Annotated in this window: 10 protein-coding genes; 6 read left to right on the top strand and 4 right to left on the bottom strand. The window is 51.0% G+C overall.

Translation table 11 applies throughout. The features are described from left to right. Positions 1-6 precede the first annotated feature (6 nt). The 3 genes from ACDO57_RS04700 to ACDO57_RS04710 all read left to right on the top strand — a co-directional run bounded on the left by ACDO57_RS04700 (position 7) and on the right by ACDO57_RS04710 (position 4,729). Positions 7-1,623, top strand: coding sequence for an ABC transporter substrate-binding protein (locus ACDO57_RS04700; protein WP_370883577.1), 1,617 nt, complete (start codon positions 7-9; stop codon positions 1,621-1,623). A 260-nt stretch (positions 1,624-1,883) separates the two neighbouring features. Then, the gene (locus ACDO57_RS04705; protein ID WP_370883578.1) at positions 1,884-4,301 is read left to right on the top strand and encodes a glycogen/starch/alpha-glucan phosphorylase; all 2,418 of its coding nucleotides are present in this window, start codon (positions 1,884-1,886) and stop codon (positions 4,299-4,301) included. Between the two features lie 89 nt (positions 4,302-4,390). Then, positions 4,391-4,729, top strand: coding sequence for an STAS domain-containing protein (locus ACDO57_RS04710; RefSeq protein ID WP_157189288.1), 339 nt, complete (start codon positions 4,391-4,393; stop codon positions 4,727-4,729). Positions 4,730-4,862: 133 nt separating this feature from the next. Here the strand turns inward: ACDO57_RS04710 and ACDO57_RS04715 are convergent, their stop codons facing one another. The 4 genes from ACDO57_RS04715 to ACDO57_RS04730 all read right to left on the bottom strand — a co-directional run bounded on the left by ACDO57_RS04715 (position 4,863) and on the right by ACDO57_RS04730 (position 9,316). Beyond that, positions 4,863-5,429: a DJ-1/PfpI family protein gene (locus tag ACDO57_RS04715; protein ID WP_032647513.1), complete on the bottom strand. Its 567-nt coding sequence runs from the start codon at positions 5,427-5,429 to the stop codon at positions 4,863-4,865. Positions 5,430-5,646: 217 nt separating this feature from the next. Then, a complete protein-coding gene (locus ACDO57_RS04720) occupies positions 5,647-5,865 on the bottom strand; it encodes an Ecr family regulatory small membrane protein (protein WP_081758194.1) in 219 nt (72 codons plus the stop codon). Then, positions 5,862-7,094 carry a diguanylate cyclase gene (locus ACDO57_RS04725; protein ID WP_370883579.1) on the bottom strand — a complete coding sequence of 411 codons (1,233 nt, stop codon included), beginning with the start codon at positions 7,092-7,094 and terminating at the stop codon, positions 5,862-5,864. The genes ACDO57_RS04720 and ACDO57_RS04725 overlap by 4 nt, the downstream gene beginning before the upstream one ends. Before the next feature lie 92 nt (positions 7,095-7,186). Continuing rightward, on the bottom strand, positions 7,187-9,316 hold the full coding sequence (locus tag ACDO57_RS04730; RefSeq protein ID WP_370883580.1) for a putative bifunctional diguanylate cyclase/phosphodiesterase: 2,130 nt from the start codon (positions 9,314-9,316) through the stop codon (positions 7,187-7,189). A 456-nt stretch (positions 9,317-9,772) separates the two neighbouring features. Between ACDO57_RS04730 and ACDO57_RS04735 the strand changes: the two genes are divergently transcribed. The 3 genes from ACDO57_RS04735 (at position 9,773) to ACDO57_RS04745 (ending at position 12,511) form a co-directional block, all read left to right on the top strand. After that, positions 9,773-10,915: a methyl-accepting chemotaxis protein gene (locus ACDO57_RS04735; protein WP_370883581.1), complete on the top strand. Its 1,143-nt coding sequence runs from the start codon at positions 9,773-9,775 to the stop codon at positions 10,913-10,915. Between the two features lie 156 nt (positions 10,916-11,071). After that, positions 11,072-12,055 carry a zinc transporter ZntB gene (gene zntB, locus ACDO57_RS04740; protein WP_024907164.1) on the top strand — a complete coding sequence of 328 codons (984 nt, stop codon included), beginning with the start codon at positions 11,072-11,074 and terminating at the stop codon, positions 12,053-12,055. Positions 12,056-12,337: 282 nt separating this feature from the next. Beyond that, on the top strand, positions 12,338-12,511 hold the full coding sequence (locus tag ACDO57_RS04745; RefSeq protein ID WP_316326207.1) for a hypothetical protein: 174 nt from the start codon (positions 12,338-12,340) through the stop codon (positions 12,509-12,511). Positions 12,512-12,526: the final 15 nt, after the last annotated feature.

Below are 12,526 nucleotides of genomic sequence, written 5' to 3' on the forward strand. Positions count from 1 at the left end.
GATCTTATGAAGCATCCTGTTTCGCGTCTTTTTACCGCACTGTGTCTGTGCGGGCTCTCTACACTCTCATACGCTGCTGATGTGCCGCAGGGCACGGTACTGGCGCAAAAACAGGAGCTGGTCAGGCATATTAAAGACGAACCTGCCTCGCTCGACCCGGCAAAAGCGGTGGGGTTGCCCGAGATTCAGGTGATTCGCGATCTTTTCGAAGGGCTGGTGAATCAGAACGAGAAGGGGGAACTCACTCCGGGCGTGGCGACGCGCTGGCAGAGCAACGATAACCGTATCTGGACGTTCACCCTGCGTGACAACGCGAAATGGTCTGACGGTACGCCCGTCACCGCGCAGGATTTTGTCTACAGCTGGCAGCGTCTGGTTGACCCGAAAACCACGTCTCCGTTTGCCTGGTTTGCGGCGCTGGCGGGTATCAACAACGCGCAGGCCATTATCGATGGTAAAGCGGCGCCTGACACCCTGGGCGTGACGGCGGTGGATGCCAGAACCTTACGCGTCCAGCTGGACAAACCGCTACCGTGGTTCAGCAACCTGACGGCAAACTTTGCCTTCTATCCGGTACAAAAAGCGAACGTTGAAAGCGGTAAAGAGTGGACGCGTCCGGGTGCCCTGGTGGGCAATGGCGCATACGTCCTGAACGACCGCGTGGTGAATGAAAAACTGGTTGTCGTTCCGAATACTCACTACTGGGACAATGCGAAAACAGTCCTGCAAAAAGTGACCTTCATTCCGATCAATCAGGAATCATCCGCCACCAAACGCTATCTGGCGGGGGATATTGATATCACCGAATCGTTCCCGAAAAACATGTATCAGAAGCTCCTGAAGGACATTCCGGGACAGGTGTATACGCCGCCTCAGCTCGGAACCTATTACTACGCGTTTAACACGCAAAAGGGCCCGACGGCCGATGCCCGGGTTCGTCTTGCCCTGAGCATGACCATCGATCGCCGCATTATGGCGGAGAAGGTATTAGGAACCGGTGAGAAGCCGGCCTGGCATTTCACTCCTGACGTGACGGCGGGCTTCACGCCTGAACCTTCACCGTTCGAGCAGATGTCGCAGCAGGAGCTGAATGCGCAGGCGAAAACCTTGCTTCAGGCCGCAGGCTACGGTCCTCAGCGTCCGCTGAAGTTGACCCTGCTGTACAACACCTCGGAAAACCACCAGAAAATCGCCATTGCGGTGGCGTCAATGTGGAAGAAAAATCTCGGTGTGGACGTCAAGCTGCAAAACCAGGAGTGGAAAACCTATATCGACAGCCGTAATACCGGCAATTTTGATGTGATCCGCGCGTCATGGGTAGGCGATTACAACGAGCCATCGACCTTCCTGTCCCTGCTGACCTCAACCCACAGCGGCAATATCTCGCGTTTCAATGACCCGGCTTACGATAAAATTATCCATCAGGCAACGCTGGAAACCACAGCGAAAGCGCGTAATACGGATTACAACATGGCGGAGAAAATCCTCATGGAGAAAGCACCCATCGCGCCAATTTATCAGTACACCAATGGTCGTTTGATTAAGCCCTGGGTGAAAGGTTACCCCATCAATAACCCGGAAGACGTGGCGTATAGCCGGACAATGTATATTGAGAAACACTGACGCCCAGGGGGTAACTACTACAAAATCCAGAACTGGCGCGGAGTACAGCGCCAGTTGCTCCTTCTGATCCTCTCCCGCCACAGCAGAAAATAACGCTTTCCTGACGATACTCGCGCTGATATTTATCAGGCGATTCAAAAAACACAATACGTAATTGTGGGTAAAAATTGCATGTGTTGAAAATCGCCATCTACACTTGAACAAAATAATATCTTGTGTTCTGCATATTAAAAACATGCAGTAACTCCAGTGAGGTCAATATGTCTTTCACTAACAGAGAGTTGCGTGAACTTGTCGAAACACAATTAAAATATACGTTATGCGTTAGCCTGGACAAGGCTACCAACGGCGATATATTCAATGCTGTGGCGCTGGCAGTGCGGTATTTTCAGCAAGATCGCTTTCTCGATAGTCAGGCCCGGCAGCGCGCTGAAAAGAAAAAACGCGTTTATTATCTCTCAATGGAATTTTTACTCGGGCAGTCATTGCGTAACAACCTGATGAATATGAATTTGCTAGATGATATGCGTCAGGTTGTCAATGAGCTCGGATTTGATTTTGATAATATTTTTGATGAAGAACCCGATGCGGCACTTGGGAATGGGGGGTTAGGGCGCCTGGCCGCCTGCTTCATCGATTCTATGGCTACGTTAGATATTGCTGCTTCAGGGCATGGTATCAAATACGAGTATGGTTTATTCAGGCAGACGTTTGAGAATGGTCAGCAAGTCGAACATCCAGATGACTGGCATTCCATGCACTCCCCCTGGCTAGTTGAACACCATAGCCAGGCTATGCTGATCCCCATTGGTGGTTTCATTGAACATTCAGATGATGTTAATGGTAATTACAATCCAATGTGGATGGGATGGAATACCATCGTAGGCATTCCTAATGATTATTTCGTTTCTGGTTACAGAGGTAACACCACTAATAAACTTCGTTTATACAGTGCCGTAGCTTCTAACTCTTTCAATATTCATATTTTCAATCATGGTGATTATATAAAAGCAGTTAGTGAAAAAATAGCTTCTGAAAATATCTCAAAAATACTCTATCCTTCTGATGAAATTCTCTCAGGTAAGGAGCTCAGACTTACTCAGGAGTATTTTCTTGTGGCATGTACTTTGCGTGATATTTTTCGTGAATATACTGAAATTGAAACGGACATTTCTTTATTGCCGAAGCATGTTGCTATCCAGCTTAATGATACGCATCCCGCGCTGGCTGTTGTCGAGTTGATGCGAATACTAGTAGATGAACATAACCTTCCCTGGCACCAGGCCTGGGATATCACCCAAAGAACCTGTGCATACACGAACCACACGCTGATGCCTGAGGCCCTGGAAACCTGGCCAGTGGCGTTGTTTGAAAAACTGTTGCCGCGGCACTTGCAGATTATTTTTGAGATTAACCACCGTTTTCTTGCGGATGTCGCCTCCCGTTGGCCCGACAAACCGCATTTGTTGACCTCCTTGTCTCTGTTTTCGGGGGACAACGAGAAAAGTATCAGGATGGCAAATTTGGCCATCGTCGGGAGTCATTGTGTAAATGGGGTGGCGATGCTCCATTCCGAGCTTATCAAAACGCACCTGGTTCCCGATTTTTATTTTATTACGCCAGATAAATTCATTAATCAGACCAACGGCATTACGCCGCGCAGATGGTTGCAGCAGGCTAACCCAAATCTTGCCGCGTTTCTGAATCAGCAATTGGGTACCCGATGGCCGACGGATTTACATATGCTTCGACAGCTGGAGAAGCATGCGGATGATACGGGGGTGATCGATCATATCCGCGGCATTAAATTCAAAAATAAATCCGCGCTGAGCCAGATTGTTTCTCAACGTTATGGGATTATGTTGGACCCTATGGCAATGTTTGATTGTCAGGTAAAACGCATTCACGAATACAAGCGCCAGCTTCTGAATATTCTTCACGTCATTTCTCTCTATATTGATATTAAAGAGAATGGGAGAACCATAGCGCCTAAGGTGCATCTTTTTGCAGGTAAAGCGGCACCCGGTTATCGAATGGCAAAGCTTATTATTCAGTTAATTAATGCTGTTGCGAATAAAATCAACAGCGATGCGCGTATTGCCGGACAGCTGAAAGTCATTTTTCTTGAGGATTACAAAGTCTCCTTAGCCGAAAGCATAATACCGGCAACAGACCTGTCTGAACAAATATCCACAGCAGGTACGGAGGCATCTGGAACCAGTAATATGAAGTTCGCGCTGAATGGTGCGTTAACAATGGGTACGTATGATGGTGCCAACATTGAAATTCTTAATGCTGTTGGGGTAGAAAACTTCTATCTTTTCGGCGCGACGGCTGAAGAAATCAATGAAATGCGTTCAAATGGCGATAATAATCGTTTCTATCGTCAGAGCGATCCTCGAATGATGCGTATAGTGGATACGCTTATTTCTGGCGAATTTACCGCGGATCGTGAAATTTTTGCACAGCTACACCATATGTTGACAACAGCCGATCATTATTGTCATCTGCTGGATTTTGACAGCTACAGTCAAACCCAACGTCAGGCAATGGCGGATTTTGAACATCCCCGCCAGTGGCATCGAAAAGCGTTGCTAAATATTAGCCGAATGGGGGAGTTTTCGAGTGACAGAACCATTCAGGGATATGCAAGGGATATTTGGGGAATAAATTGCTGAGGGTCATGCTTCCGGTTGCCTTCCGGGAGCGATGCCGGTGCACTAAGATCTGCATTCGGGAACACGTTACGCCTGATGTGAGGGTGATTATGAACTTTGAAATACAGAGTGAAAATGACGTACAGATTGTTGTTCCGCTGGTTCGCAGGCTGGATGCTTCTGTCGAGCAGACCTTTAAGCAGCAGGTGCTGGAGGTGATTGAAAAAAGTAATAAAAAGATATTGCTGGATTTCAGCCACGTAGATTTTATTGACAGCAGCTGTCTCGGCGCGCTGGTATCCATACTCAAGAGTTTAAACGGCAAGGGTGAGCTGGTGCTGTGTTCGCTTAACAGCAATACACACGATCTCTTTAAGCTGACCAGGATGGATCGTATTTTTTCTATTAAGGCCAATCGGCAGGATGCCCTGCAGGTGCTGATGGGCTAATATCACATTGCTTTTAGGGGAGAAAGCGGGATGTGCCAACGGTTAAAACGAGAACTGACGCATCCTCGCGCCAGTCCTGAAAACATGGCTCCGCTCCACCCGCACGGTATTCGCCCGGGCTGATACCGGCGCGCTATTGTGCTAATAACGCACTAAACTTCGCCAGCCACTGCGGATGCGCGGGCCAGGCGGGAGCCGTCACCAGGTTGCCGTCTACGTGGGCCTGATCGATGCCGATAGTGGCGTAGTGTCCTCCGGCGAGGCGCACCTCAGGCGCGCAGGCCGGGTAGGCGCTACAGGTTCGTCCTTTCAGGATGCCCGCGGCAGCGAGCAGCTGCGGGCCATGGCACACTGCCGCAATCGGCTTACGCGCGGCGTCAAATGCCTGCACCAGCTTTAACACGTCCTCATTTAGCCGCAGATACTCGGGCGCTCTCCCGCCGGGGATGAGCAGCGCGTCGTAATCCTGTTCCTTGACAGTGGAAAAGTCGGCGTTGAGGGTAAAGCGGTGACCGGGTTTTTCGCTATAGGTCTGGGCGCCGTCGAAATCATGGATTGCCGTCATGATGTAGTCGCCCTTTGGTTTATCGGGACAGACCGCATCCACCTGATGGCCAATCATCTGCAAAGCCTGAAAAGGCACCATGGTCTCGTAATCTTCGGCGTAGTCGCCAACCAGCATCAGGATCTTCTTGCTCATCATTCCTCACCTTTTTCAATAAAGATGATTAAGATATAGCCTGGCGTGGCTGAATTGCTGGAAATAAAAAAGCCCGTCAGAGCACGGGCAACATAAGCAAATGAATAAGTGATTCGTTATCAACGTTGTTGGAGGATAACGCCGCGTATTTTACGCGGCTGTAAGGGAAGCAGATACCTGACATATTCGGTAGGTGAAACAAGCGATTAAACGTGCGTTACGGTGCGTCGAAGGTCGGGTAAAGAATATTTTCAAGAAATTCGACGAGATACCAGATCTCGCCGCTAAAAATAAACCAGAAACCAAATATAATAAGGAGTAAAATAATTAAGGTGAGTATTATTTCTGTTTTTTCCATTGCAGCTTTAACCCACCTGAAGCTAATTGATTCGAGGTGGGCATTGTAGCGGGGCTTTACTGGATACTCCAGTTTCATGCAGCAAGGACTTTATTGCGTCCGTCATTTTTAGCGCGATACAGGGCATCGTCCACACGCTTAAACAGCTCATCAATACTCTCCCCCTGATCGTGCCGCGCCACGCCGATGCTGACGGTAAACCGCGGTAAGCGCGGAATCGTAATGCGGGCTACGGCTGCACGGATCGACTCGGCAATCTGCAACGCGGTGTCGAGAGAAGTGCGCGGCAGCAGAATTACGAACTCTTCGCCACCCCAGCGGAACACCATGTCGCCCTCCCGACTACAGGCTTCGAGCGTTCGTGAGAGGGCGATAAGCACCTCATCACCTTTCAGATGACCGAACAGATCGTTAATATTTTTGAAATGGTCGGTATCCACCAGCAGCAGGCTAAATTGCTGTTGCGCAGGAAGATAATTGAGGCTGTTTTGGTCGGTAATGGCATAGAACTGGCGCCGGTTGAGTAGCCCGGTCATGGAGTCACGTAACGCCGCATGCTCCAGTTCCTGCTCCAGCCTTTTCTGCTCGGTGATATCGTGAATGATGCACAGCATCAGCTTGTCGCCGTAGATCTCAATGGGCCCGGCATACGTCTGAACGTGGCGGGTGGATCCATCGGCCAGGCGGTGAACAAAATTGAGCGGCTTATGACCACCGGGCAGCGCGGCAATCGCCGTCATAATGGGCATCACATCCCGCCCCAGGGTATTAATTTCCCAGGTATGCTTACTGCACATGTCGTCGTGTGAATAGCCATAAAAATTGAGTGCGGCCAGATTCGCATCGACGATTTGACCATCGCGGGCAGGATCGATCAGCAGCATCGGGGCGCTGTTGGTCAGAAAAAAGCGCGCGTAAAATCCCTGTTTTTTCCGCCGGTAGGTGGCGGAACGGCTGGCCTTCAATCCTGAGAGTAATTGTGGTGAGGTCCCCTCGAAAACAATCACGTCACCCCAGGGGTCGTAGTGGGCAAGCGAGAGACGACAGCTTAACGGCGTATCCTGGCCATCCCAGCTGATTGTCCAGATTTCGACGATCTCCTGCTCTGTTTTCAGTTCAGGTACATACATCGACAGGAGGAGTTGCGCATTCGCAGAATAGGTACCTTTGCGAAGGTCATCGAGCGTTTTATCCCCCATGACCTGCGTTGCGGCCACATTCGCAAAAATGATCTGTTCCGACACGGGTGAAATGAGCCACACGGGTGTTTTAATTACATTCAACGCATCAAAACAAGGTTGCGACATAGGCATTTCCTGTTCATTGGCACACTGTGGCTGACATGTATGACAGAATTGACTCGCGTGTACTGCTTTGAAACATACTCCACTTCATCCCGTCAGGCATGATTTTTTTGTGAAGCAAATGCGTTTTCCGAATGAATTTTACCAATTGGTATAATTTGTTTGTCGGAGTTTATTTGCAGCAGCAGCCACGGTACCTGTTCGGCAGGTAAGGGGCGGGAGAAAAGGTACCCCTGCAGATAATCGCAGCCGAGACGGGTGAGGACCGCCTCCTGTTCTTCCGTTTCGATCCCTTCTGCCACCACATTCATTTCCATGGTCCGGGCGATACTGATGATGGTTTCAACCAGCTTGTAGCTTTTTTCATTTTCCAGCATCGAGGTTACGAAGCTTCTGTCGATCTTAAGTTCTTTAGCCGGAAGCACGCTCAGCATCAGCAGGTTGGAATAGCCCGTACCGAAATCATCAATCGAGACGGTGATCCCTGCGTGATTAAACGTATTGAGCAACTCAATACTGCGGTCGAGATTTTTAAGTGCGGTGCTTTCCGTTACCTCAAGGATCAGCCGGGACGGAGACAGGTTATATTTTTCCAGCATCGACGAGATGATAGGGAAAATGTCCGGCTGTTCGAACTGTACGGGGGATAGGTTGAGCGACAACGTCCACTGGCTGAACCCTTGTTCAGTCCAGAAATGCAGCTGCCGGCATGCCGCTTCAATGGCCCAGTTGCCCACCGGGATAATTAAGCCTGTTTGCTCGAGCGAGGGGATAAACAGACCAGGCAGTACAACGCCTTGCTCAGGATGCCGCCAGCGCAGAAGGGCTTCAAAACCATGAATGGTTTTCTCTCCCGCATGCCAGGTGGGCTGGTACCACAGTTCAAACTGATCGCGTTCAAGCGCCTGAGAAAGTTCCTGCAGGAATCCGGGTTTCGCCGGGATCGCTGTTGACATCTCGGACTGATAAATCGCCCAGCCGTTGCGCCCATCGTCTTTGACATGATGTAAGGCTGCATCCGCCTTAAGTTTGAGCTCGTGCAGCGTTTCGCCATCCTGAGGATAGAGGCTGACGCCCGCGCTGATCGTCGTGCTCAACGTATGTCCGCAAACAGACAGAGGGCGTCGTACATCCCCGAGCAGTGAAGTGAGCAGGGCGTTGAGCTTTTCATCATCACATTCCGGCACCAGCAGGATAAAGGCGTCTCCTCCCAGTCTTGCCAGGGTCATCTCACGCGTGAGTCGGGCCGTGATGCGCTGTGCGACGGTGATCAATAACTCATCGCCGACGCTGTGACCCCAGGTATCGTTGACGCGTTTGAAATGATCGACGTTCAGGAATATGACGGCAAATTGCCTGTTACTCAGCAACGCGCTGCGCAGGCAGTCCTGCATACGGAGATCCATCTGGTGGCGGTTCGCGAGTCCGGTGAGCGCATCAAAGCGCGCCTGCAGCTCAAGCTGCCGATTGAGCTGCCGCAGATTGTCCGTCAGCCGGCCGGTGCGTCGGTGAGAATCGACAAGGGAAATAATTAACATCACGCCAAGCAGGCAGAGCGTGGTGACCGAAACCCAGATGGATAACCCCAGTTCGCCGATCCCGCCGGGGAGGGTATGCGACATTTCCGGGTAATGCGCGGCACTCATGCCGGTATAGTGCATCGCAAAAATGGCTGCGGCCATGACCAGGGCCGCGAGAAGACGATCGATAAAGACGCCTTTGTGTTTATCTCGCAGACGGAAAGCCAGCCACAGCGCCGTGCCGGAAGCCACCACGGCAATGACCACGGACAACCCCACAATGCGGCGATCCCAGATGATACGGCCATCCAGCATCAGGGCCGCCATACCGATGTAGTGCATAGACACCACGCCAGCGCTCAGGATTGCGGTGGCGAGGATCAGTCGAAAGGAAGAACGTTTTTTGCCCACGACGGCAATGTTCAGAGACGTGGTCGATGCAACCACCGCGGCGCCCAGTGAAGCAAGGGTTAACCAGAGGTCGTAGCTCATCATCATGGGCATTTGCATCGACAGCATGCCGATAAAGTGCATCGACCAAATGCCAATGCCCAGCGTAACCCCACCGGCAATACGCCAGAACAGGGCAGCCTTTCGGCTGGAAAGGGGGATCTTTCCGGCGCTGTCCAGCGCCACAAAGGAGGCGATAAACGCCACCAGATAAGAGATAGCGATTAACACAGGGTCCCACGATATATTGAGCATTATGCAATCCCACGCCTGAGAGGGTTACCGATTTCGCCTGCCGGGTACATCTTTATCGGGCAACGAACATGCGCATTCAAACCATATTAGTTATTTATCGTGAAAAATGACCAGTCATATTAATACTCTAAAACTTATTAAGAATATAAAATATATTCCATTGTTAATGTATTAAGCATTGCTAAACAAAAACGAATAAAAGTAGCAAAGCTCCTTAAATATGAGGGCGATCGTATCGTCTCACCGCGGGCGATACTATCGCTTAAGATGGCGAGAGACCAGTATCACAGCATCCTGCGCAGAACATTTTCACTAATACACTCTTTTTGTCTGACTTAAGACAAATCTCAGGATGCTAACGGCGAAAAAACAAACCCGTGAAGTTTGCGAGGAAAAACGTCTGAGCCAATGCTATAAGTCTTAATGCCGACCAAAATATAAAACGTGGGTATTATCATGCTAAAAAATATTAGTGTCAGGACCTCTATTATTGGGTTCCTTTTATCTCTTTTTTTGGTGAATGCAGGTGTCGTTGTTCTATTTTCCAGCAATCCTTCTCTCTTTATTTCGCTTAATGTCATCAACTTCATTGCGCTATTTTTGCTCTGGGTCTATATGACGAAGTATCTTGTGACGCCGATCAATACGGTGAAGAAGAGTATTGAAGAGGTGACAGCAGGTAATCTTGGTGTCTCTATCCCTGAATTTGGCAATAACTGTGCCGGCCGACTCATCCCGGGGATAAACAGCCTCTCCGGCAACATTGCGACGCTGGTGCGCGAGATCAGGGCGTCGTCGCAGACCGCGATGACCTTATCGGATCAACTCTCGGCACGTAGCGCTCAGCTTTCGGTGAAAACCGAGCAGCAGTCTGCGTCTTTAGTGCAAACCGCAGCCAGCATGGAGCAAATGGCGGCGAGTACTAAAAACAATGCCGATAACACCCGCCTGGCGAGCGAACAGGCTAATGTGGCGACGCTGCAGGCGCGCAAGGGCGGGGAGCTGATGGGGCAGGTCGCCAACAATATGCAGTCCATTACCGAATGCGCCCAGCAGATGACGGAGATTATTTCGTTGATTGACGGCATTGCGTTCCAGACCAATATTCTGGCGCTCAACGCGGCCGTTGAGGCGGCAAGGGCAGGCGATCATGGAAAAGGTTTTTCTGTCGTTGCGGAAGAGGTAAGAAATCTGGCACACCGCAGCGCAGAGGCCGCGAAGAATATCAAAGCGCTGATTGAAGTCACCAGCAGTAACGTCACGCAGGGCGCTACCGTTGTGTCGCAGGCAGAGAAGAATATGCATGAAATCGTGACGGGCTCTGGGAATGTCAGTCGCTTGATGGACGACATTTCCGCGTCGACGTCAGAGCAGGAAAAAGGCATTTCTCAGATCACGCTGGCGCTTTCGGAGCTGGAGCGGGTCACGCAAAGCAACGTGGCGATGGCTGAGGAACTCAACGGATCCTCTGATGTCCTGCGCAATCAGGTCATTGAGCTGCAGGCCCGCACGCGTAATTTCAGACTTGACCAGGGCTCTTCTTCCTCATTACCAGGCGGCTCGGCATCCTTCTTCCAGCGGCCAGAGCACTCACTCTGACTGAATCTCAAAGCCTGGCATGCCAGGCTTTTTTTTACGCCTCTGGCCAGCATGTACATTTCCTGAACGATATCAGCGCGATGGGAGACATAGTTGTTGCTTAACCCCCGATGGACGCTAGACTGACACCAAAAGAGCTTAAAAGGTGGAGGCGCTGTGGAAAGCATTAAAGGATCTGAACTTAACGTTCCTGACGCAGTTTTTGCGTGGGTGCTGGACGGCCGCGGCGGTGCGCGACCGCTGGAAGATAATGATGTGATCGACAGTGCGCATCCCTGCTGGCTACATCTGAACTATACCCACCCGGACAGCGCTGACTGGCTCGCTTCGACCCCGCTCTTGCCAAATAACGTGCGCGATGCGCTGGCGGGTGAAAGCCTGCGGCCGCGCGTGAGCCGAATGGGGGACGGTACGCTGATCACCCTGCGCTGCATTAACGGCAGCACGGATGAACGTCCGGACCAGCTGGTTGCGATGCGGGTATATATGGACGATGGACTGATTGTCTCCACCCGACAGCGTAAAGTCCTGGCGCTGGATGACATCGTAAACGATCTGAAAGAGGGCACCGGGCCGATCGACTGCGGCAGTTGGCTGGTGGACGTCTGTGACGCGCTTACCGATCACGCGAGCGAATTTATCGAAGAACTGCACGACAAAATCATCGACCTGGAAGATAACCTGCTCGATCAGCAGATCCCGCCGCGCGGTTTTCTGGCCCTGTTGCGTAAGCAGCTAATTGTGATGCGCCGCTATATGACGCCGCAGCGCGACGTGTACGCGCGTCTGGCCAGCGAAAGACTTGCCTGGATGAATGACGATCAGCGACGCAGAATGCAGGATATTGCCGACAGGCTGGGGCGCGGGCTGGACGAGATTGATTCCTGTATTGCCAGAACGGCGGTGATGGCGGACGAGATCGCGCAGGTGATGCAGGAGTCGCTGGCGAGAAGAACCTACACGATGTCCCTGATGGCGATGGTCTTTTTGCCCAGCACGTTTCTTACCGGGCTGTTTGGCGTAAACCTGGGCGGTATCCCGGGCAATGCCTATCGCTATGGTTTTACCGCGTTTTGCGTCATGTTAGTTGTTTTGATAGGCGGTGTTGCATGGTGGTTGCATCGTAGTAAATGGCTGTAAATTTACGTTTTTTCCAGCTTTTCCCGGGATCAAAACGCTCTTTTAATTGAGCGAAGTCAATAAACATCTACCCCGTAAGGTGCAATATTACTCCCGCAGGTGAATGCAACGTCAAGCGATGGGCGTTGCGCTCCATATTGTCTTACTTCCTTTTTTGAATTACTGCATAGCACAATTGATTCGTACGACGCCGACTTCATAGTCGGCTTTTTTTTGCCTCCTGATTCTCAACGTCTACCCTAAAAGGGACGACAGTAAATTCTGGAGGGAATGATGAGCATCCTGAACGCTCTGCTACTGCAACAATCGCGTCAATCCGATCCTATCCCCAGCGATCCGGTGCCCATGCCCGATCCCATCCCGCGCCCGCAGCCGATGCCCGACCCGCCGCCCGATGAAGAACCGATTAAATTGTCGCATCGAACCGCGAGATCTGCGAGGATACGCGCCATCTGACTGCAAAGATGACCA

The organism is Enterobacter cloacae complex sp. 2015409, assembly GCF_041365315.1.
GTDB classification, from domain to species: domain Bacteria; phylum Pseudomonadota; class Gammaproteobacteria; order Enterobacterales; family Enterobacteriaceae; genus Enterobacter; species Enterobacter pseudoroggenkampii.

Excerpts from the sequence above, each read along its gene's own strand:
- ACDO57_RS04710 (WP_157189288.1), top strand. The coding sequence starts at position 4,391 with ATGAACTTTGAAATACAGAGTGAAAATGACGTACAGATTGTTGTTCCG.
- ACDO57_RS04700 (WP_370883577.1), top strand. The coding sequence starts at position 7 with ATGAAGCATCCTGTTTCGCGTCTTTTTACCGCACTGTGTCTGTGCGGG.
- ACDO57_RS04720 (WP_081758194.1), bottom strand. The coding sequence starts at position 5,865 with ATGAAACTGGAGTATCCAGTAAAGCCCCGCTACAATGCCCACCTCGAA.
- ACDO57_RS04730 (WP_370883580.1), bottom strand. The coding sequence starts at position 9,316 with ATGCTCAATATATCGTGGGACCCTGTGTTAATCGCTATCTCTTATCTG.
- ACDO57_RS04735 (WP_370883581.1), top strand. The coding sequence starts at position 9,773 with ATGCTAAAAAATATTAGTGTCAGGACCTCTATTATTGGGTTCCTTTTA.
- ACDO57_RS04725 (WP_370883579.1), bottom strand. The coding sequence starts at position 7,094 with ATGTCGCAACCTTGTTTTGATGCGTTGAATGTAATTAAAACACCCGTG.
- ACDO57_RS04705 (WP_370883578.1), top strand. The coding sequence starts at position 1,884 with ATGTCTTTCACTAACAGAGAGTTGCGTGAACTTGTCGAAACACAATTA.
- ACDO57_RS04715 (WP_032647513.1), bottom strand. The coding sequence starts at position 5,429 with ATGAGCAAGAAGATCCTGATGCTGGTTGGCGACTACGCCGAAGATTAC.